Below are 20,644 nucleotides of genomic sequence, written 5' to 3' on the forward strand. Positions count from 1 at the left end.
CAGAAAAAAATGTTGTAGAGTATTATTCTACATTGAGATAATATCTACAACATGAAGATGATCACCCTGATTCTGTCTTTGCCCACCGAGAACGCCACAGCCCGGCAACGGGTCTGGCGTGCCCTCAAGGCATCCGGCGCCGCCGTCCTGCGCGACGGTGTCTACCTGATGCCGGAACACGAAGATTGCCGCACCACCCTGGAAGGGCTGGCGGCCGAAGTGCGCGAGGGAGGAGGGAGCGCCCATGTGCTGCACATCGAGGAGCCGGAGGGAGAGAGCTTCGTCGCCCTGTTCGATCGCGGCGCTGAATTCACCGCCCTGTCAGCCGAAGTGGCACAGGTGCGGGAAACGCTGACCCCCGAGACCGTTCAAGACGCGCTCAAGCAAGTGCGCAAGCTGCGCAGGGCCTTCACCAATCTAATCGAAATCGACTTCTTCCCCGGCGAAGCGCAACGGCAGACGGATGCCGCCCTGTGTGAACTGGAACTGGCCTGTGCGCGGGCCTTGTCCCCGGACGAACCGCAGGCGATGAACGGCGTGATTGAGCGCCTGGGCCTGTCCGACTATCAGGGCCGTACCTGGGCGACGCGGCGCCGGCCCTGGGTGGACCGGCTGGCCAGCGCCTGGCTAATCCGCCGTTTCATCGACCCGCAGGCGCGGATTCTGTGGCTGGACAGTCCTGACGACTGCCCGCCCGACGCGCTGGGCTTCGATTTCGATGGTGCCACCTTCAGCCACATCGGTGGTCGCGTCACCTTCGAGGTGCTGGCTGTGAGTTTCGGGCTGGAACAGGCTGCCATCGCACGGCTTGGCCTACTGGTGCATTACCTCGATGTCGGTGGCATCCAGCCGCCCGAGGCGGTCGGCATCGAGAGCGTACTCGCCGGGCTGCGCGAAACCCTTACCCAAGACGATTCGCTGCTGGCCGCCGCATCTGCTGTCTTCGACGGCTTGCTCGCCAGCTTTGACAACAAAGGAGCAACCATAACGTGACAAATAACGTGACAGAAAGTTTGACGGAGGACGTTGTAGTGGCGGCTCCGCCGCCGGTCGGTTTTTGGGAGGCTTTTCGTCTCTGGCTAAAACTCGGTTTCATCGGCTTCGGCGGCCCCGCCGGACAGATCGCCCTCATGCACCGGGAACTGGTCGAACAGCGCCGCTGGATCAGTGAACGCCGTTTCCTGCACGCGCTCAACTACTGCATGCTGCTGCCGGGTCCGGAAGGGCAGCAGTTGGCCACCTACATGGGCTGGCTCATGCACCGTACCTGGGGAGGCATTGTGGCGGGCACCCTGTTTCTGCTGCCGGGGCTGGGCTTCCTGATCCTGTTGTCGTGGCTCTACATCGCCTACGGCGACACGGCCCTGGTGGCGGGACTGTTCTACGGCATCAAGCCCGCCATCACGGCGGTCGTGGTGCAGGCCGTGCATCGCATCGGCTCGCGGGCACTCAAGAACAGCGTGATGTGGGCCATTGCCGCCGCCGCTTTCGTGGCCATCTTCGCGCTGAACGTGCCCTTCCCCTACATCGTTGCCGGCGCCGCACTGACCGGCTACATCGGCGGGCGCATTGCACCGCACAGGTTCAAGACGGGTGGTGGTCATGCCGCAGCGGACAAGTCCTACGGCCCGGCACTGATTGATGACGACACACCAACGCCCGAACATGCCCGATTCCGCTGGTCCGGCCTGTTGCGCGTGGCCGTCGCCGGCTTTCTCCTGTGGTTGATTCCCATGGCGCTGCTCACGGCAGGCTACGGCTGGGATCACAGCCTGACGCAGATGGGATGGTTCTTCACCAAGGCGGCCCTGCTGACCTTCGGCGGCGCCTATGCGGTACTGCCCTACATCTACCAAGGCGCGGTTGGCCATTACGCCTGGCTCACCCCGACGCAGATGATTGACGGCCTGGCCCTCGGCGAAGCGAATCCGGGGCCACTGATCATGGTGGTGGCTTTCGTCGCCTTCGTGGGCGCCTATGTGCAGGCGCTGTTCGGTCCCGACCTTCTGTTCGTCGCCGGTGCCGTCGCGGCGGCGCTGGTGACCTGGTTCACCTTCCTGCCTTCCTTCATTTTTATTCTCGCCGGCGGACCGCTCGTCGAATCGACCCACGGCAATCTTCGCTTCACGGCGCCCTTGACCGCCATCACCGCAGCCGTCGTCGGTGTGATCCTGAACCTGGCCGTGTTCTTCGCCTATCACGTGCTATGGCCCGAGGGCCTGGCCGGGCGCTTCGACTGGATATCGGCGCTGATGGCGCTGGGAGCGGCTGTAGCCCTGTTCCGCTTCAAGCGCAGCGTCATCCAAGTCATTGCCGCCAGCGCTGTCGTGGGCCTGGTGTTGAAAACCCTGATTCTGTGAGGAACGAAGCCATGTCACTTGAAATACGCGCCTTGCCAATTGATCCAACCAGTCTCAGGGGTCTATCGGAACGACTGATTGTCAGCCACCATGAAAACAACTATTCAGGCGCGGTCAAAAGACTCAATGCCATTCGCAGAAAGCTCGCAGAACTTGATTACTTGAATGAGGCTGGATTTCTGATCAATGGCCTCAAGCGAGAAGAACTGGTGGCCTACAACTCGATGGTGCTGCATGAAGTGTACTTTGCGGCGCTGGGCGGTGATGGCCAGTTGCCGCCCGGCGACTTACGGGACGCCATTGAGCGCGACTTCGGAAGTCTGGCTCGCTGGCAAACCGAGTTCTCTGCAATGGGCAAAGCATTGGCGGGGGGTTCTGGCTGGGTGCTGTTGGTCTGGTCACCGCGTGATGGTCGGCTCAGCAATCAATGGGGATCTGATCACTGTCACGCCATGGCAGGGGGAACGCCCATACTGGCCCTGGATATGTATGAACACGCCTACCACATCGACTACGGCGCGAAGGCAGCAGCCTATGTAGATGCATTTATGGAAAATATCCTGTGGGATGAAGTGGCCAACCGATATATCCAGTGCGCCCGGACAGCCTGATCAGCATCTGCGCTTTGATGAAGGGTTCGATCAAGTCAGCCGAGTCACGAAGGAGGCAATGATGAAGTGGATTACACGTGAACGTCCCAAAATCGACCGTATCGCTTGTCCCTGGCTAATTCTGCGCTTCATCGACCATGATGCCGAGTTCCTTTACGTACCCGCATCAGAGGTTCTAGCCATTGCAGAGAAAACGGGTGCGATACCCTATGACATCCCAGGAGTAGAGTTTAGCCACGTCGGGGAGCAATGCAGCTTCGATGCCTTCTTGGCAAAGTACCAGCTAACCGAACCAGCACTCGTGCAGTTGGCCAACATCGTGCGCGGTGCCGACACTTCACGCCTCGAACTCACACCACAATCGGCGGGCCTCTACGCGATCTCGCTCGGCCTATCGCGCATGTTCGTGGACGACCACGAGATGCTGCGCCACGGCCTGGTGATGTATGACGCCCTCTATGCTTGGAACCGAGAGGGTCAAGACGAAACCCATAACTGGCCGCCTGCCTGAATGAACCCAAGCCCTTGGGATCAACAACCCCCAGGCGGCCTGGCAACACATTGAATCAGGAAGTGCCCTTTCGAATAGGCTGGCACTCCACTTCCGATGTCAGCTAGCAACGCACGACGTTCGTGAGGCTGCGATAGGAATATTCTGCGTATGCCAGACAGATTTCTATAACCAAGCTCTTTATGACAAGACCTGCGGTTTCATGTTGACGCTGGATGGATCTATATCAGGAGATCAGCCAACGGCAGGCCCACGCTGCCGTCCTATCTCCCAGGACACCCCGCCGCCGCGCACCGTAGCGGCAAGCTGCTGGCCCAGCCGCTGCTCGACCACCGGCCGCCACGGCACCAGACTGAACCCCTTGCCGTCATCGAGCATGGCGTAGCGCCCGCTGGCGAGCATGACGCTGCGCCGGTAGATACCGGCCACGCGCTGACCGTCACCCGCAGGCCGATATTCCAGGCCGGTTTCGGCCGCAATGTCCCTGGCGGCCTGCGCCAGCTCCCGATTGCGCAGCGTGCCCAGCAGATTGCGCGCCAGGATCACGCGCTGCCCACGCCGCTCTGCCAGCCCCTGTTCGGCCAGGAAGTCGGCACGGTGCTGCATCGCCTGTTTGGCCTCGCTGCCAAAACCCAGGTCACCCAGCCCCGACCCGCCACCGATCAACTGCTGGTCGAGCCAAGTGGCACCGATCACGCGGGCCTGCCGCTCGATGGGCAGGTGCGATTTCAGTTCCACCGCCACGCCGCCCAGGCGCTGCGCGTCATAGCGGCGGCCCTGTTCGGCCAGGTCGTTCGGCACCTTCCATAGCCCCTCGGCCACGCGCTCCACGATGCCGGCGCGGCGCAGGGCTTCCAGCCGGCGGACGTGGGCCGCGACGACTTCGTGCGAATCGCGGCCCGGCACGGCCTGACCCTGCGCGACGGCCAGGTGGTGGTCAGTGCGGTACAGGCCATCGCTCGCCAGCGCGGCGATGTTCTTGTCGGCCGCGCGCACGTCGGCCGACCCCTTCACCTCCACCACGGCGCCAGTCGGGTAGTTCGCCAGCTCGTCGCGGGCATTGAGCGCGACGTAGTGGGCCTTGCCGTCCACGCCGTCGATGACCAGATAGCCCCGGTCGCGCAGCTCGTCGGCCAGTCCCTTCGCGGCCACGCGGCCGAGGATGGTTCGGCCCTCGTCGCCCGGCTCGAACACCGCCAGTTCGCGCGGCTCGCCGCGCATCGCCCGCTGCATGGTGCGGATGATGTCGCCACGTTCGCCCAGGGCGCGCAGGGTCTTTTCCGCGTCGGCATGGACGGCCCAGGTGCCCGGCTGCATCTCGTCGGCCAGGCCCAGGCGCTGCAAGCGTTGCAGCCGGCCGATCAGCAGCAGGCGCTGGCGTTGCAGCCCAGGTTCGTTGAACCGTTCGATCTGCACCCGACCATCCTCGCCGGCCTCTCGTTGCAGGGTACGGTCGAGGCTCGTCCACCGTTCCTGCTCCACCTCGCGTTGCAAGGTCTGCTGGATCTCCAGCTCGGTGCGCGGCCCCAGCCATTCGGTCGCCAGTTCGGCGGCGCGATGGCGGAAGCCATCGGCGATGTAGTCGCCCGCGATGATGAGGTCTTTGCCGGTGTCGTCGCGTCCGCGCACGACGATGTGCGTGTGCGGGTTGTCGGTGTTCCAGTGGTTGACGGCTACCCAATCGAGGCCCATGCCCAGGTCGGCCTCCATGCGGCCCATGAGGTGCCGCGTGTAGGTGCGCAGGTCTTCCAGCTCGGCGCCGTCCTCGGGCGAGAGGATGAAGCGGAAGTGATGCCGGTCGTCGGCGCAGCGTTCCTTGAAGGCGTCGAGGTCGGCGGCATCGGTCTGCGGCCCGTAGGCTTGGCCCGGCTCGCCATCGCGGCCTACGCCATCGCGCTCGATGTAGCGCAGGTGCTTGGCGAGCGACTGCGGGCTGGCCTGGCGCTGGTTGACCAGCAGCGTCTTGATGGTCACGCGCCGCGACATGGGCGTCAGCTTCGCCCCGGCGAAGCGCGCCGCCGTGTGGCCGCGACCCAGGCGCGAGCCGGGCCGCTGGCCCGTGCCCCTCCCGGAGCCGCCGGCAGCACCAGGACGACGCACCGACGACTTGCCGCTGCTGGCCTTGCCTGCCTGCTTGAGCACCTTGGAGACGAAGCCCTGGCCCCGGTTCTTCGGGGCGCTGGGGCGGATGCGGAAATCATCGTCGCGGCGGTCGGTCATGGCTGCGCCCCCTGCAAGCTCTGGCGTGTCCGGTCGTGCGAAGCACGCGGACACGCCCGCATCGGCGCGGGCTTCGCGCCCCACGCGGCACGGCGGCGAAGCCGCTCCGTGCCGCGCAACCCCCATGTGCAGACTGGCTTTCGACGCGGCCCGGTGCCGCGTCCTTTTGTCTTGCCTTCCGCCTTTGCCCCTCGCTGTCGCTCCGGGCGTCGGCGGCCCGGCGGCGCTGCGCTGCTTGCAGCCAGCCCGCCGGCGAACGCGCCAATGGCCGCAGGCCGGGCGCGTTCGAGGCAAGACACCTGCACGCTGGACGGCTGCGCCGGATGTTGCGCGAGGCGCGGCGCGAATGCGCCCGCGCTGCACGCGCGACGACACGGCGGCAGCCACTGGAACGACATGCTCGATGGCACGACGAGAGGCACGGCAACGTGCAGCGAATCGACGGCCATCATGGGCGTGTCTCCAGCCAGACCGGGTGCGCGACGCCGATCACGGCGGATGCGCTGACCGGGCCGAAATAGCGGCTGTCGAACGATGCCGGATTGGTCACGCTCAACAGGAACAGCTCGCCCGGTTCGAGGCGGCGGCAAAGCTGCAAGGATGGCAGCGGCCGGCCCAGCCGGTCGGCAGGCAGCGAGGCGGCCGCAGGCACGCCGTCGATGCGTACCTGCCCGGCGACCATGCAAACGTGTTGCGGCGCGACCGCGCCCACACGTTTGAGCAGCGGAACGCGGGTCGGCAGGTAGCCGCGCTGCGCAGCCAGCATGGCGGCCCTGTCGGGCAGCGGCACCAGCACGATGCTGTCCACGGACAACGGACGTGGCAGCGAGGCGGTGCGCGGGTCGAACGGTTCGATGCGATACCAGCCGACCGCCACGCTGTCGGACGGGTTGTAGGTCAGACGCGGCAGCGGCGACACGAAAGCCGCCCAGGCCAGCGCAGCGAGGCCGACGGCAGCGAAGCCCGCCAGCACGATGCGAACGCGCAGGCGCGAGCGAGGATGCGGCGCGGCTTCGTGCGTGCATGTGGTGTTGGATTGGGTCGTCATGGCAGCGCCTTTCCGGCCAGCCAGGCGGCGTGCCGCTCGGCGGTGTATTCGGGCAGCGCCAGGCGGGCCGCCAGACGGTTGCCCAGCGTGCGCCAGTACGCGGGCGACACGTCGATGGCGGCGATGCCTTGCCCTTCGATGCCGTCGATGCGTTCCAGCACGGCAGGCACCGCGTTTTCGCCTTCGGCGTGCAGCAGCAGGCGTGCGCCCGGCCGCACGCCGGGGATGCGCTGCATGTCGTCCAGCGGCGTGGCGGCTTGCATCACCATGAGTTGCCAGCGGATCGTGCCGTAGTCGTTTGCTTCCCAGCGCACGCGGCAGAACATTGCACGCGGCAGGAACACCGCGCAGCGCCGCCAGCGGTCGAGCCGCAGCGTGCGCGCCGGCTCGCCGAAGCGCAGGTAGAGCTTGAAGCGCGGTTCGATGTAGGCGAGCGATACGCGAGTCAGCGGCACGCTGCCAGCTTGGTCGGCGAGCGTCGAAAGCGAAGGCGGCGGCGCAGCAGCCGGTGCAGCCGTCGCCGCATGAGCGGCAGGCAAGGCGGATCCGTTCATGGCAGGTTCTCCGGGCGCTTGTCGGGAAACTCCCGCTCCAGCAGGCCGCGCAGCAGTTCGGCCACGGTCACGCCCTGGCCGAAGGCGGCGATCTTGATGCGCGCGCGCAGCGCAGGCGTCACGTCGAGCGTCAGGCGTGCGGTGTAGAGGTCGCCTTTGTTGAGTGCATCGGCATCGCCCTGGCGAATCCACGCCTCGGCGTGCGGATTCGCGGGCGGACGTGCGCCGATGCCGACGCGCTTGCTGCGCGGGCTGCTCATGTCGGCCACCGCAGCAGTTCATCGGTGAGCACGGCAATCTCGCGTGCGGCGGCGCTGTCGGGCGCGGTTTCGCGGGCGAGCCGGCCAGCGGCCACGCTGTCGGCGAAGACGATGCGCTGGCGCACTTCGCTGTGCAGCGCCGGCAGCGGCTGTTCGGCCAGCGATTGCCGTGCTTCCCTGCCGATGATGGTGGTACTGACGCGCCGATTGATGACGAAGGCCGCGCGCAGCGCAGGCCGGAACACCTGTGCCTCGCGGATCAGCGCCACCATCTCGGCGCTGGCCCAAAGGTCATACGGGCTGGGCTGCACGGGAATCAGCACGCGCTCGGCCGCCAGCAGCGCGGAACGCGCCAGGGCGGCGATGCGCGGCGGGCCGTCGATGATGATGTGATCGGCGCGGCGGGCCAGCTCCGGCGCTTCCTGATGCAGCGTTTCGCGGGCGAGGCCCACGGCGCTGAACAGCCGTGGCAAGCCCTGCTGGCTTCTGCGCTGCGTCCAGTCCAGCGAAGAACCCTGCGGGTCGGCGTCCAGCAGGATGACGTGCAGCCCGCGCATCGCCAGCTCGCCCGCGATGTGGGTAGCGAGTGTGGTCTTGCCGACGCCGCCTTTCTGGTTGAGAAACGCGAAGATCATGGCGCGGCCCTCCCTGCTGGAAAGCCGGCCTGGCCGTGCCGTTTCGTGGTTGTCCACCGAAACGACGCGTTTCTACTAAAAGTTAGAGATTTATAGTTAGGTAAGTTAGAGGGGTCGCAAACCCGCGCCGTTACTGGCTTTGCGGCGTTTTCGTACTCCTGATAGCACGATAGGCGTACTCCCGATAGCACGATACCCGGCACTCCTGATAGCACGAGGCCGTCCACAGCTTTTCCCGCAGTTATCCCCGTGCCGTGAACGGCACGGGCCGGAAGGTCAGCAGTTCCAGCTTCTCGTCCGGCATCGACTCGATGCCCAGGACGTAGCCGGGCAGCGACTGCCGCGCGACCAGCACGCGCAGGTCGTAGGCGAAGTCCGAGAAGCGCGCCGCGCTGCCGGACTTGCGGTGCAGATGCCGGAAGTCGAATTGCCAGCCGTGTTCCTGCCGCCCGCCGTGCTTGCGCACCAGGCGATACAGCCAGCGTTCGATGCCACCTTTCAAGCGGAAATAGGCCGGGTCGATGGTCAACACCAGGGCGGCATCGAGCACGCCGGCATAGAACCAGTCCGGCAGGATCAGCTCGATGCCCAGCGGCGTGCCGCTGGCGTCGGCCAGCTCGCGCCATTCGTTCACCCACGAAAAGCGGTGCAAGCGCCTCCCGGTGGTTTCGCGGATGGAAGTCGCCACGCTGGTCGATTGCAGCCGGTCGAGCGCGGCTTTCAGGCGCTGGTAGTCGTTCAAGGACGTGCCGCGCCCGATGAAGCGCAGGATTTCGTAGGGCGTGGCGTGTATCCAGCGCGACGGGCGAATGCCTGCGTCGCGCGCCTCCACGATCTGCGAGGCCGCCCAAATCAACACGTCGGCATCCCATATCGTGGCGATGCCGTGCTCGGCCGTGCCTTCCACGCGGATGGTGATGTTCCCGCTGCGGAAGTCGATCGGCGCCGTGCGCCGCGACTTCGCCAGCGAGAAGAACGGAAAGGCCATCAAGTCCTGGCTGTCGCGCGGCGCCATGCCGTCGCCCGGCAGCGCGCGGAACAGGTCGAGCTGTTCCCGCTGCTGCGATCGCTGCCCCGACGGCAGCGATGGGCTGGACATGACGATGGCCACCGGCGAGCCGACGATCAGCGGCCATCACGGTAGTCGCCCGCGTGACGCTCGGCATATTCCGGGTCGGACGTGGCCTCGTAGCTGCGCTGGTCGGCCCAGGCATCGAGGTCGGCCACCGCGTACATGACGCGGCGGCCGAACTTGCGGAACTTCGGGCCGCCGCCGATCACGCGCTGTTTCTCCAGCGTGCGCGGCGACAGACGCAGGTATTCGGCGGCTTCGTCGTTGGTCAGGTAGCGTTGGGGCTGCACGGGCGCAGCGACAGCAGCGGCGGCAGGCCGCAAGGGAGCGGGTCGCATGGGATGTACCTCCATCAAGCCCGGCCACACCACGCGGCCGGATAGAGGCACTTTCAAGAAAGCAAGGCTTCCTGCTCAGGGACGTTTTGCAGGGGATGCAGCGCGTCCCTGTGCAACGGGCGGAAGCTGTGCCAGGCGGCGATAGCCGCCGCGCATCAGCGCATCGCCCCGGTGCACCAGTCGCCGCACGCGGGCGCGCAAGGCGCTATCGGCGTACCAGTCGGCGGCGACAGCATCGACGCCGAACAGCCCTTCGGCCACGTCGCGCAGGGACGCGCCCGCGAGGGTGCCGTCGAGCGCCTGGAGCGTGTTCAACTCCAGCAGCGCAGCGGGTGCCGGCCGCGACCGTGCCGTTCCCGCTGGCGCTGCATCGCCAGCGGCGGCCAGCTTGTCCAGTTCGGCCGCCAGCGCCTGATAGCGTCCGCAGGATGCGGCGCAGGCGCGAATGGCATAGGCGTAAGCCATGCCGTCGGCCAGGCCGGGAGCGATCACCAGCCGCAGGCAGCAGCCCAGCCAGCGTGTCAGCAGCACCAGGCGCTTGCCGTCGTGGATCAGGTGCTTCTGGCCGGGAAGGCACCAGAACGCGAAAGCCACCGCGTCGGGCGGCGGGTCGGCGTCCGGGTAGAGCTGCACTACCGCATCGTGATCGGGGAACCAGGCCGGGTGCGCGTCGCGCGCATCCAGGGCGGGATCTTCCAGCAGGCGCAGTCCCCAGCGCGCGGCGGCCTCTGGCCGGCGGCGGCGGCGCAGCCAGTCGCGGCGGTAGTCGGGGTGGCGACGCAGGTATTCCCACGCCAGCGCGGGGCCGTCGAGGTGCAGCATGTAGAGATACGCGGCGGTCGGATACCAGTGTTCGGCGCTCGGGTCAGCCATGACGCAGCCTCCTGTCATTCAGCAGGAACGTCGCCACGGATTCCGCTGTGCGGGAGCTATCGAGTCGCCATCAAGTCGTCATCGAAATCGGGGTACTCTGTAACTGCGGTGTCAAGACCGATTGGCTCCAGGGCATTGCGGAAATCGTCTGAATGCGACGGTTGCGCGCCACAAAAATGGTGCGCAGCATGGAGCACCGTGCAGCAGCCCGCGCCATAGATCATGACTGTTTGCATCAGAAGCGCACCGCTTCGGTGCAAGAGTGCGGATTCAGACCAATCAGGTCTTGGGTAAGACTGAAATAGTCAGAATGCGCCGTCGTTGGCTGGGACTGCTCAGTCGGTGATCGAACCGTTTTCCTCGGCCAGCCGCAGGTACTCCGACAGCCGCCGCACGGGCTGGAAGTAGCGATCGCGCATCACAGGTTGCTTGTGCGGCCCGACGATGGACGCCAGATCGGACAGCTTCACATGGCCCAGGCCGGGCATGCCTATTCCCAGGTCGATCAGCCCCCATGCCGTATCGCCATCGGCCGGGTCGAGCGCGGCCAGCAGCCAGGTGGCGTGCGCGTCGGGGGTGAACAGTCGCACCGCCGGCATTGGGTCGATGCTTCGGCCAGCGGCGCGTGCCGCGCCGACGGCGAGCAGTTGCGCCCGCTGTTCAGCGGTGACGAGCGGCTGGGTCATGGCCCGAATCCCCACGCATCCGAGGATGCACGGATACGATTTTCCACCGAAGCGCGGAACCGCCGAAGCGGATGCGTGCTTTGGCGGGAAAGCACGAAGGCGCAAGCCATCGAATCCGTACATGCACGGAAACGCGGAAGCGGAATTGCGCAGGCCAGGAAAGACACAGATGCGGTTCCCAGATTCTGTCGGAATCCGCCCATGCGGATTTCTGCAAAGGCACGAATACGGAAATCAACGACACCAAATGCGCACTATAGTTTGTAGCCCTATAGTGCGCAATCGGCTGTCATCTTGGTTTTCTAAGGAAAACCATAGGTGGCGGCGAAAGACTCATTGGCGACAGCAATACGGACGGTCAGGAAAGCGCGCGGCTTGAGCCAGGAAGCGTTCTCCGACGTGTCCAGCCGTACCTACCTGAGTTTGCTGGAGCGCGACCTGAAGAGCCCGACCATGCACAAGCTGACCGAGCTGTGCGAGGTCATGGACGTGCATCCGCTCACGTTGCTGACGCTGGCCTATGCCGGCGACAGCACGCGCAGGGCCGATCAGCTTCTGGCGCAGGTGCGCCAGGAGCTGGAGGCGGTGTTGAAGGAACGCGACACGCCGTAGGCGCGTGCGTGACGTGCTGCGCCAGCAGCACGGCGCCCCGCCGCAATGGACGGGGCGCGGTGGGCGGCCGTCAGGCTGCCTTGGGCTTGCTGCGCGACCAGATCAGGTCGTGCGTGCCGTCCTCGTTCTCGATCAGGCGGGCATAGACCGTCGCCGGGAACGAAGGGTCGTCGATGCTCACGGACAGGTACTCGCGCCCGGCCTCACTGGTCTTCTTCCACGCCGCGCCGATCTCGTGGCCGGCCGCCTGAAGGTGGAAGTCGGGGGCGTTCTCGCTGTCGCCCTTGTCGTTGGGAACCAGCTTGACCTTGACGTTCAGGGTCAGGGTGCGGAGCTGGCCGGTGAAGCCGTCTTTCTCTGCGGTGAAGGTGCCGATGTTAGCCATGATGTTTCTCCTTTCGGGTTGAACAAGGTCGCGCCAGTGCGTCCTTGTTGTGATCCGGCCGGCGGGGGATGGGCTGGCCGCACCGCGCAGCGGTCGCAACACCGTGGAGAACCTGGAAGCGAAAAGAATTTGCCGCGCGAGGAAGCCGCGCAGCGGCGGGGAAATTGTTTTCGCTGGAAGGTTGCGGCCATGAAGCCCAAGGCGTAGCCGTTCCCTCGCCAGGATTCACGACAAGCCAAGGACGCACGGGCCGCCCGCCCCCGAAAGGAGACATGGCCGACTCGGCATCCCCGCGTGACGGCTGCACCGGCTTGCGCCCTGACGCGAACCAGGTCAAAGCCCCGACGACAAGGCCAGAGCGCCCCTGCCGCAGCGCGCGACCACATGCTTGAGGCGTGGTGTGGATGCTCCATAGCGAGGCCGGGTGGCGTGTCGGTGAATCGCCCTTCGTGACGTACAGGCGCGAATCGCCAGCGTCGGGGACGGCACGCTATCGCACAACCTGCCGCAGCAAGCCGGGGCGTAGCCCTACAAGCCCCGCCCATTGCGGCGGGGCGCCATCGAAACCTTGCCCGCGCCAGCGGGCACCGATGGACGTGTCGCGTGCAAGGCACTTGCACGTCCGCCCCGTTGCCGCCTGGACGAAGGCGGCAACGGGGCGATTTTGACTTCGACGTTGGAACCGGGCGCGGCCACCGACGCCCCGGATTTTTGACCACCGGCCCCAAGGCGGAACGGCTTGGGGCCGGTGCTGCTCGTTATTCCTTGGTTTCGACAATCCACCACGCGGCACGCGGCAAGGTGTGGCCGGTAATGGGATGTAGGTCGGTCAGGTCGGCGCGGGCCGTCCAGCCACGCGGCGGACGGTAGCCGCGCACGTCGCCATCGCCGTGCCAGCGGCGGGCGCGTACCGTACCGGGGGCATAGATCGCCGCCATGCGCGGGCGGTCCGTGGTGTTGCGGCTCATGATAGGAATCCTTGGCGTGAAGCGCCCCGGCCGGAACCGGGGCGCTATCTGCGGTGCAGGATCACGCGGCCAGTGCCTCGGCCTGCGGCAGCTCATCCGCCACGGCGGCGACTTCCTCCGGCGCTTCGGCGCCCGCATCCACTGCCACGGCCTGCGCGTCCTGTTGCGGGCTTTCGGTGCGGAAGATGGCGGGCATCCAGCCCGTACCATCGGCCAGCCGTTCCGCTTCGCTGGCAATGTCGGCCTTCTTCAACTTCGCCAGCCGTGCAGCGTGCGACGGTGCGAACTCGCCCACGGCTTCCAGAATCGCGGCCTTCGGCACATGCTGGAAATACCCGTCTGCGGTGGGCTGCCACCATGCGGCCATGTCCAGCCCCACAGCCTGCGCCAGTTCCGCGCCCGGCTGGTGCGCAGTGGCGCGAGGCGTCACCACGTCCACGGTCGCCGCTACGCATACCGCCAGCAGCCGCACCAGTTCGCCTTGCTCCATCGCCAGCAGCGCGACGAACAGTTCGGCGCTGTCCTGCGGCAGCGCTTCGCCCGCGACCTGCTGCAACTCGCGCTGGGCGACGGCGGCGGGCGACTCGGGCCAGTCGGGGGCCATGCCTTCCAGCCGGTCTTGCACTTTCAGGCTCACGCCCAGCGGCAAGTCGTGGCCGTAGTGGTTGTCCTGCAAGACGCTCTGCACCATGCCATGCACCAGCGCGGCCAGCGCGACTTGCGGATGCCGGGCGACTTCGATTTGCAGCGCGGCGGTGCGGTGCGCGCTCAACCGCTGCGCCAGCCGGTCGGACAGGCTCGCGGCCTTGGGCTGCTCGGTGTCCTCGCCTTCGTCGTCGTTCCCGGCCTCGCCTTCCGCGCTGCCGAAACCCTGCCGCAAGCGTTCCAGCGTGCGCAGCGCCTTGGCTTCTGCCTCGCGCAGCAGCCCGCGATGAATCACGGCTTCGCCGCTGCGGTCGAGGGTGACGATGGCGCCGGCCACGGCGCGCACATCCGGGGCGTAGCCCTGCAAGGCTTCCTCCACGGCTTGCAGTTCCCCGGCAACCTGTTCGCGGCGCGGTTCCAGCGCTTCGGTCTTGTCCTCGTCCTCGGCGTCGTAGGCTTCTTCCAGTTCGGTGTCGATCTTGTCGAGGCGGGTTTGCAGCGAGGCGATGCGGCGGGCTTCGCGGGCGCTCGGTTCGCGGCGCTGGCGCGGTGCGTTCTGGAACGCCTGCCGCTCGGCGTAGCTCATGTGCGGCACGGCTTCGACCCACGCCCAACCCTCGGCGCGCACGTCCCCAGCCAGCGCATCCAGCTTGCCGCGCACCAGCGTTTCCAGCAGCGTGGCGTCGGTCAGGTAGGTTCCGGCATCGCCTTCCGCGAACAGGTCGCGGCGGATGCCGCCGCCCGCCGCCGTGTAGGCGTCCAGCCCGGCGAAGCGCACCAGCGGATGCGTGGCGTCGATTTCGCGTTCGGTCAGGCGTTCGCGCAGCGCGGACGCGCCACGCTGCCATTCTGGCGCACCGTAGAACGCGCTTTCCTGCGCGGCGTGGTCGTCGGTGATGGTCAGGGCCATCAACTGTTCCAGGGTGACGGCTCCGGCGCGGTAGTCGGCCAGCAGGCGCGGCGAGACGTTGGCGAGTTTGAGACGGCGCTGCACCACCAGCGGGGTCACGCCGAAGTCGGCGGCAATGTCTTCGATGGGGCGGCCTTCCTTGACCAGTGCGGCGAACGCCTCGAACTGGTCGGCCGGGTGCATCTGCTCGCGCAGCAGGTTTTCCGCGAGGCTGACGGTACGGGCCGAAGCATCGGGCACCAGCAGGCACGCCACTTCGTAGTCGGCAGGGATGCGCTTCTTCTTCGCCAGCAGCTTCAACGCGGTCAGTCGGCGGTCGCCGGCCACCACTTCGTACTGCTCGCCATCGGCGGCGAGGATGACGACGAGATTTTGCAGCAGGCCGATGCGGGCGATGCTCGCGGCCAGTTCGGGAATGGACAGGCGCGGGGTCTTGCGTGCGTTGCGCTTGGAGCGGCGCGGCAGCAACTGCGAGAGTGGAACCAAAATCAGGTTCTTGCTCGGGTCGGCCACTTCCAGCGGCGCGGCAGTTTCGATGGCGCGGGTTTCGGTTTGGGTAACGGCGTTCATGGTGATAACTCCTTGCGGTTAGGGATGCAGCAGCGAGAGAAGCGGCAAGGGCTGCTGCCTGCCCCTGCCGCGTGGGGGTTCAGGCTTTCAACTGGCGCATGCCATCGGCCAGCAGCCAAAGCGCACGGTTGAGGCGGATGTTCTGGTCGATGCCCTGTACCGGGCGGGTTTGCTGGCGGCGTCCGTTGGCGCTGCGCCCGCGCAGGCCGCCTTGGGTCAGGTTCTCTTGCGTGCGGTTGAACACGCTCCACAAGTCCGGGCGGCGGTCATCAAAGCGGCGCGGCATCAGGATTTGCGATTCCGTGATGGGCGCGGGCTTGTCGGGGTCGTCGTACTTGAGGGCCAGCGCGGCGCGGGCGAACACTTCGGATTCGCCATCGTTCAAGGTGATGGCGCGCATGGAATCGCGGGATTCCTGCACGCGGTCGAAGCCGCGCAAGACTTCGTAAGCGCCTTCGATGACGGAACCGGCCACGTCGCCTTTGTGGGGCACGCGCACGTCCGCCACCGTGTCGCCGCAGACAAGGCCATTGCTGCACACGAACCGGAACATTCCGGCCAGCATCTGATAGCTGCTCGTGCCGTCATGCGAGTTCAGCAGCACGATTTCGTTAGCCTCCGCGCCGTTGATCTGGCTGGCGTGGCGCAGGCGCAGCATGTGTTTGGTGTAGTCGCGGCGGTCGTCGTGGCGCACGCGGGTTTGCGCTGCCATGAAGGGTTCAAACCCTTCCTTGCGTAGTTCCGCCAGCACGGCGGCGGTGGGGATATAGGCGTACCGTTCGGAACGGCTTTCGTGCGGCGCGTCCGCGAAGATGGACGGGGCCACACGGCGGATTTGGTCATCGGACAGCGGGTAATCGCTGCGCAGCGACGGGGAACGGGAAGCGAATCGGGATGCGAGTTGCATTGCATTTCTCCTGACGAAAAGGGTTTGCTGTTCAAACCGCACACCGGATTCCTAGATTCGGAGCCCAGCCTTTCGGCTGTTCGGTGCGGTCGGCACGAGGAACCCGGTTGGCCCTGTTGCCACCGTCTTTCCTGAGTTCATCGCCCGCGGCCAAAGGAGCGCGCGGACGGGGGCCGTCAAGGAGACAAGCGCAGGGTTGGTGCGGCCCGCAGGCGCAGCCGAGGACACGGCCCTGCGCGCCTTGACGGCACACGGGAGCGGGCTACGGTCGCGGGTAAGGTGATGAAGTCAGGGGAGACGGCTGGACAAGGCAACGGCCATCCCTTTGTGCTGACCGCACGCAAGCGAAGCGCGCAGGCCCGAAGCTGGAAGCCGGGCCGGAGGCGTCAGGGATGTGGAAGGCTGGCGAATGCCAGTCCCGTCAGGGATGAGCGAATAGCGAACCTGGAGCAGCGCGGTCCGCGAAGCGGAGACGCAGGCGCACACTTTCAGCTATCATTTGTAAGGAAATTTACAAGAAAGTATTTCAAGCCAGCGATTAATTACGACTTCAGTTAAATAACTATCGCAATCCTCAATTCGAGATTTGCTTCATCGAAGCACCAACGACAAATGGAGATAAGTCATGGCGAATAAATGCTTTCTGAGCTTTCACTATAAACAGGATAGTTGGCGCGTGTCGCAAGTTCGGCAAATCGGAGCTATCGAAAAACAGCCTCTACTGGATTCGAACAAATGGGAAGAAATCAAGAAAGCAGGCGATGATGCCATCAAAAAATGGATCGCCGACAACATGAAAGGCAAAGAATGCCTTGTCGTACTTGTGGGCGAGAAGACTGCCAGCCGCCGCTGGGTCAAACACGAGATAAAGAAAGCCTGGAAGGACGGGCTGGGTGTACTCGCCATCCATGTCCACAATCTGAAAGACTCAGACGGAAATCAGTCGTCGAAAGGATCTAATCCGTTTACAGGCCTCACCGTTGATGGAGAAGCTGTCACGGGTAAAGTCTACGATCCGCCATACACCACCAGCACCAATGTGTATGACTACATCAAGTCGAATATTGAAACTTGGGTCAGCGACGCTATAAAGGCACGATGAACCGGCAATATCTGAATTGCATCCTGCGAGGTGTCGTTTGCTGTGGAGGATGCGGGTCACCTACATCCAAATTTGCCTGGGTTTAGTGTAATAGATGGAGTCAAAATGCCACGCAGAACATTCTTTTCTTTTCACTATGAGCCTGATGTATGGCGCGCCTGGAATGTCCGCAACAGTTGGGTTGTGAAGGAATCCGATGAGGAAAGCCGGGGCTTCTTTGACAGCAGCGTGTTTGAGGCATCGAAAAAAGAGAGTGACGATGCACTAAAGACTTTTCTCCGCAAGGGGTTGGAGAATACTTCGGTAACTTGTGTCCTTGCTGGAACCCATACATGGTCACGGCGATGGGTGCGCTACGAAATTGCTCGCAGTGTTATCAAGGGAAACGGCTTGCTAACCGTTTTCATTCACGGTGTCCAGAATAAAGACAAAGCGACATCTACAAAGGGTGCTGATCCATTGGCGCAGATGGGACTTTATAGAACCGATCGCGGCATATATCTCGCCGAGTGGAAGGACGGAAAGTGGGTGGCCTACGCAGATTACACGCTTGCGATTCCTGAGGGTGATCTGTGGTTCACAGCACCAAAAACGAATAGCGTAGTCCAACTGTCAAATCACTGCCTGAGTTACGATTTCATAGGCCAGGATGGCAGGAAAAATATTGGCGGATGGATTGAAACTGCTGCGGGAATGGCTGGCCGATGAGCGAGAACTCAAGCATGAGATCACCCTACCAGCTTATCCTGCTGGGTGCGGTCCATGGGCATGACACTCGCCTCCGCCGTAGCGTTGATCTGGCGCTTCAGGGGCTCGGGATTCCGAGCAACGCAATTACGTTTCTCAGCGATGCCAACGCCTCTAACCGCAGCTTAAAATCGCCGGTGATGGCAGTATTTTTCGGCTCGTCGGAAAGCACTGCCGATACCGCACTTGTGACGGAGTTGATTGATGACTCGATCGTTATCGCTCCGGTCGTTTCGGATTTGTCCCAGGTTCATGCAGAAATTCCGCCGCAGCTCAGACATGTCAATGCTATTGTATTGGGCACCAACGATGAAGGCATCACCCGCCTCGTTACGCTAGTCCTTGAGACATTTAGGCTGTTGCGACGTGAGCGACGACTTTTCATCAGTTACAAACGAACAGGGTCTCAGCCGCTGGCCGATCGGTTGTACGATGCGCTCGATGCTCGTGGCTTTGACGTTTTCATCGACGTGAGGTCAGTGCCTCCAGCCGCAGATTTCCAATCACAACTCTGGCACAGGATGTCGGATTCCGATGTCGTGGTGCTGATCGACACACCTGGCTTCAGAGAAGGTCGTTGGACGGCTGAAGAATTGGCGCGCGCAAACGCGACCAATGTGCAAATCTTGCACCTACTATGGCCGGGGCAAAAGGAAGACCCTGCATCGTCCTTCAGCCACTTCATGAAGCTTAGGCGTCGGGACTTCTTTGGATTTATTCCAATGCGGGGGCGTTGGGCCACGAAGGGATTGGTGACGAGAATTTGCGACGAGGTCGAACGGCTACGCGCACCAGCAATTGCCGCCCGCCACCGATATTTGGTCGATAACTTTTGCGACGCCGCCCGCGACGAGGGACTTGATCCAAGTGTTCAGATTGAAGGCTGGATTTCTCTCAAAACCGAGTCCAATCGAACGCTGGCGATCGTACCGGCAGTGGGAATACCAACCGCTGATCGCATCAACGAAGTGTTCGAAGCCATTACCAACCCCACTGTTGAGACGAGAGAAATATGGGTGATTTACGACAATAGAGGTGTACTGAGAACGTGGCTCTCTCACCTAGATTGGCTTGACTCGTATTTGCCGATCCGGGCCGTGCAAATGTCGAAGGCGCCACAACTTCTGAAGGAGCTCACCGCATGATAGATATATTTCTATCTGCCAGCGTGCCTTTGCCTGATCGCAATCGGGTATTTTTCGACACCGCCGATGTTCTTGCTATACGGGAAGCAATCAAGGCTTTGGTTGAAGTAGTGTTGCCGATTGGACGAATCACGTGCGGCGGCCATCCGGCGATAACGCCGCTATTGGCTCTCTTTTCCCGCGAGGCAAACCTTGACCGCAACAGGGTGGCGATTTACCAAAGTAAGCTTTTTGAGGGTCGATTGCCTCCTGAGCTAGCGGAGTTCGTCGACGTGCATATGGTGCCAGCGGTTGATGGCAACAGAGAAGCCAGTTTGACGGCCATGAGGCAAGCAATGATCGAAAGCCGCCGTTTCAGCGCAGCGGTGTTCGTCGGCGGCATGGAGGGGATCTATGAGGAGCATAAATTGTTCGTCGAACACCATCCCAAAGCTACAGTGCTCCCGCTTTCAACAACAGGGGCCGCCGCCAAAATAATTTATCAACAGGGAGAATATGATCCAATTTTTTCACGCGACCGAACCTATTCCAGCTTATTTCGTCGAAAGCTTCTGCCTGTGGATTAGCCGGGAAATTTTGCAGTAACTGCGTTCAGTAAGCTTGATGGAGCGAATAAAAAAATGGGGCCGCCTGTGCAGCCCCCTCGGTTCACAATAGCCCTCGCTCTGCAAATGAAGTTGTTTCCTGCCCGGCCACAACGACGTGATCCAGTGTGCGCACCTCCACCAGCGTCAGAGCCTCTTTCAGTCGCTGCATCAGTGAAAACCTGGCGAGTTGGATAGAAGGGGCGGTATCCGCTCGCTAAAATGCTGGAGCAATTCGTCAGAACAGCGATCCAGTCTTCATTGGATGTCCATACAGTTCAGAGATTTGCCCTTGAAACTGCGTCTGTCCGCCATAGCTCGGATGCCTCACGCAGATAACAGGCACGCTATCCGTGATTCGATGAGCGGCTGCGGCAGCATCGTTGCCGATGGCGACGATGCGCGAGGGACGAAGCAGAACGATGAGCTGTTGTAGTAGCTCTTCGCCGGCTCGCCTTTCACGGGCGTTGTGTTGCCGGTTGGTGAACGGATCCCCTGATTCATGAGGGTGAAGTGGGAAAACATTCCAGAGAAAGATGCGAGCATCAATGTGCTCTAGCATTCCCCATATAACCGCAGCGGTTCGCTCGGCTACGGCATTGCCGACTGTGGGCCGTTCTGGAGCCAGATCGACATTCCAACGTTTGGCATGTTGGCTCATGTGAACATCGTCAGTCAGGGCCAACCCAGTTCGGCGGCCTCCGCGATACCCCAAATCTCGACCGATCCAAATCGCATCTACAGGCTCCTCTGAAGCGCGACGCAATAATGCGGAAAGTGCGGCGGCGCGGCGGCGGGGCGCGTCTCGACGATCATGAACTTCACAGCGATCAGAATAAGGATTGAAGCAGTCCTCAAATTGCAGCGAGGAAACTGATTCAACAAAGGGGTGGATTTTCAT

23 protein-coding genes and 1 pseudogene are annotated in these 20,644 nt (G+C 63.5%); 9 read left to right on the forward strand and 15 right to left on the reverse strand.

The window, feature by feature from the left end; all coding sequences use genetic code 11:
• Positions 1-51: 51 nt before the first annotated feature.
• The 4 genes from WG924_RS20630 to WG924_RS20645 all read left to right on the forward strand — a co-directional run bounded on the left by WG924_RS20630 (position 52) and on the right by WG924_RS20645 (position 3,482).
• The gene (locus WG924_RS20630) at positions 52-993 is read left to right on the forward strand and encodes a chromate resistance protein ChrB domain-containing protein (RefSeq protein ID WP_028240154.1); all 942 of its coding nucleotides are present in this window, start codon (positions 52-54) and stop codon (positions 991-993) included.
• 38 nt (positions 994-1,031) lie between these two features.
• Positions 1,032-2,360, forward strand: a complete 1,329-nt coding sequence (gene chrA, locus WG924_RS20635) for a chromate efflux transporter (RefSeq protein WP_051231744.1) — start codon at positions 1,032-1,034, stop codon at positions 2,358-2,360.
• Positions 2,361-2,371: 11 nt separating this feature from the next.
• Positions 2,372-2,971 carry a superoxide dismutase gene (locus tag WG924_RS20640; RefSeq protein WP_028240156.1) on the forward strand — a complete coding sequence of 200 codons (600 nt, stop codon included), beginning with the start codon at positions 2,372-2,374 and terminating at the stop codon, positions 2,969-2,971.
• A 61-nt stretch (positions 2,972-3,032) separates the two neighbouring features.
• Positions 3,033-3,482 (forward strand): chromate resistance protein ChrB domain-containing protein, encoded by a 450-nt coding sequence (locus WG924_RS20645; RefSeq protein WP_017677027.1) that lies wholly within the window; start codon positions 3,033-3,035, stop codon positions 3,480-3,482.
• A 234-nt stretch (positions 3,483-3,716) separates the two neighbouring features.
• On the opposite strand, the gene WG924_RS20650 is transcribed toward WG924_RS20645, so the two are convergent.
• From WG924_RS20650 to WG924_RS20690, 9 genes are all read right to left on the reverse strand, one after another.
• Positions 3,717-5,702: a relaxase/mobilization nuclease domain-containing protein gene (locus WG924_RS20650; protein ID WP_028240157.1), complete on the reverse strand. Its 1,986-nt coding sequence runs from the start codon at positions 5,700-5,702 to the stop codon at positions 3,717-3,719.
• Between the two features lie 448 nt (positions 5,703-6,150).
• On the reverse strand, positions 6,151-6,750 hold the full coding sequence (locus tag WG924_RS20655; protein WP_028240158.1) for a S26 family signal peptidase: 600 nt from the start codon (positions 6,748-6,750) through the stop codon (positions 6,151-6,153).
• On the reverse strand, positions 6,747-7,304 hold the full coding sequence (locus tag WG924_RS20660) for a DUF2840 domain-containing protein (protein ID WP_015476696.1): 558 nt from the start codon (positions 7,302-7,304) through the stop codon (positions 6,747-6,749). Before WG924_RS20660 ends, WG924_RS20655 begins: the two co-directional genes overlap by 4 nt.
• Positions 7,301-7,564, reverse strand: coding sequence for a hypothetical protein (locus tag WG924_RS20665; RefSeq protein WP_023094609.1), 264 nt, complete (start codon positions 7,562-7,564; stop codon positions 7,301-7,303). Before WG924_RS20665 ends, WG924_RS20660 begins: the two co-directional genes overlap by 4 nt.
• Positions 7,561-8,199, reverse strand: a complete 639-nt coding sequence (gene parA / locus WG924_RS20670; protein WP_015476698.1) for a ParA family partition ATPase — start codon at positions 8,197-8,199, stop codon at positions 7,561-7,563. Before parA ends, WG924_RS20665 begins: the two co-directional genes overlap by 4 nt.
• Before the next feature lie 241 nt (positions 8,200-8,440).
• Complete coding sequence (locus WG924_RS20675; RefSeq protein ID WP_028240159.1) at positions 8,441-9,310, reverse strand: replication initiator protein A; 870 nt, start codon at positions 9,308-9,310, stop codon at positions 8,441-8,443.
• Positions 9,311-9,324: 14 nt separating this feature from the next.
• Positions 9,325-9,609, reverse strand: coding sequence for a helix-turn-helix transcriptional regulator (locus tag WG924_RS20680; RefSeq protein ID WP_026069907.1), 285 nt, complete (start codon positions 9,607-9,609; stop codon positions 9,325-9,327).
• A gap of 75 nt (positions 9,610-9,684) precedes the next feature.
• The gene (locus WG924_RS20685; RefSeq protein WP_028240160.1) at positions 9,685-10,482 is read right to left on the reverse strand and encodes a DUF2285 domain-containing protein; all 798 of its coding nucleotides are present in this window, start codon (positions 10,480-10,482) and stop codon (positions 9,685-9,687) included.
• A 335-nt stretch (positions 10,483-10,817) separates the two neighbouring features.
• On the reverse strand, positions 10,818-11,168 hold the full coding sequence (locus WG924_RS20690) for a DUF2958 domain-containing protein (RefSeq protein WP_015476702.1): 351 nt from the start codon (positions 11,166-11,168) through the stop codon (positions 10,818-10,820).
• Positions 11,169-11,486: 318 nt separating this feature from the next.
• Between WG924_RS20690 and WG924_RS20695 the strand changes: the two genes are divergently transcribed.
• The gene (locus WG924_RS20695) at positions 11,487-11,780 is read left to right on the forward strand and encodes a helix-turn-helix domain-containing protein (RefSeq protein ID WP_015476703.1); all 294 of its coding nucleotides are present in this window, start codon (positions 11,487-11,489) and stop codon (positions 11,778-11,780) included.
• Between the two features lie 70 nt (positions 11,781-11,850).
• On the opposite strand, the gene WG924_RS20700 is transcribed toward WG924_RS20695, so the two are convergent.
• The 4 genes from WG924_RS20700 to WG924_RS20715 all read right to left on the reverse strand — a co-directional run bounded on the left by WG924_RS20700 (position 11,851) and on the right by WG924_RS20715 (position 16,165).
• Positions 11,851-12,165 carry a DUF736 domain-containing protein gene (locus tag WG924_RS20700; RefSeq protein WP_014646114.1) on the reverse strand — a complete coding sequence of 105 codons (315 nt, stop codon included), beginning with the start codon at positions 12,163-12,165 and terminating at the stop codon, positions 11,851-11,853.
• 758 nt (positions 12,166-12,923) lie between these two features.
• A complete protein-coding gene (locus tag WG924_RS20705; RefSeq protein ID WP_028240162.1) occupies positions 12,924-13,133 on the reverse strand; it encodes a hypothetical protein in 210 nt (69 codons plus the stop codon).
• 61 nt (positions 13,134-13,194) lie between these two features.
• Entirely contained in the window at positions 13,195-15,258 is a 2,064-nt protein-coding gene (locus WG924_RS20710) for a ParB/RepB/Spo0J family partition protein (protein WP_028240163.1), read from the reverse strand.
• A 79-nt stretch (positions 15,259-15,337) separates the two neighbouring features.
• Positions 15,338-16,165, reverse strand: coding sequence for a DUF932 domain-containing protein (locus WG924_RS20715; RefSeq protein WP_028240164.1), 828 nt, complete (start codon positions 16,163-16,165; stop codon positions 15,338-15,340).
• A 625-nt stretch (positions 16,166-16,790) separates the two neighbouring features.
• On the opposite strand from WG924_RS20715, the gene WG924_RS20720 reads away from it, so the two are divergent.
• The 4 genes from WG924_RS20720 to thcA all read left to right on the forward strand — a co-directional run bounded on the left by WG924_RS20720 (position 16,791) and on the right by thcA (position 19,725).
• The gene (locus WG924_RS20720) at positions 16,791-17,267 is read left to right on the forward strand and encodes a TIR domain-containing protein (RefSeq protein WP_033041353.1); all 477 of its coding nucleotides are present in this window, start codon (positions 16,791-16,793) and stop codon (positions 17,265-17,267) included.
• Between the two features lie 105 nt (positions 17,268-17,372).
• On the forward strand, positions 17,373-17,975 hold the full coding sequence (locus tag WG924_RS20725; RefSeq protein ID WP_033041352.1) for a TIR domain-containing protein: 603 nt from the start codon (positions 17,373-17,375) through the stop codon (positions 17,973-17,975).
• Positions 17,972-19,159, forward strand: coding sequence for a Thoeris type III anti-phage system protein ThcB4 (gene thcB4, locus WG924_RS20730; RefSeq protein WP_033041350.1), 1,188 nt, complete (start codon positions 17,972-17,974; stop codon positions 19,157-19,159). The genes WG924_RS20725 and thcB4 overlap by 4 nt, the downstream gene beginning before the upstream one ends.
• On the forward strand, positions 19,156-19,725 hold the full coding sequence (thcA, locus tag WG924_RS20735; protein WP_033041349.1) for a Thoeris type III anti-phage system protein ThcA: 570 nt from the start codon (positions 19,156-19,158) through the stop codon (positions 19,723-19,725). Before thcB4 ends, thcA begins: the two co-directional genes overlap by 4 nt.
• 82 nt (positions 19,726-19,807) lie before the next feature.
• Here thcA and WG924_RS20740 read toward each other — a convergent pair.
• Both WG924_RS20740 and WG924_RS20745 read right to left on the reverse strand, forming a co-directional pair.
• A pseudogene (locus WG924_RS20740) lies at positions 19,808-19,921 on the reverse strand (JAB domain-containing protein); the annotation flags it as partial.
• A gap of 60 nt (positions 19,922-19,981) precedes the next feature.
• Complete coding sequence (locus WG924_RS20745) at positions 19,982-20,644, reverse strand: uracil-DNA glycosylase (protein ID WP_071534888.1); 663 nt, start codon at positions 20,642-20,644, stop codon at positions 19,982-19,984.

Source organism: Tistrella arctica, from assembly GCF_039630945.1.
Classification (GTDB): Bacteria; Pseudomonadota; Alphaproteobacteria; order Tistrellales; family Tistrellaceae; genus Tistrella; species Tistrella bauzanensis.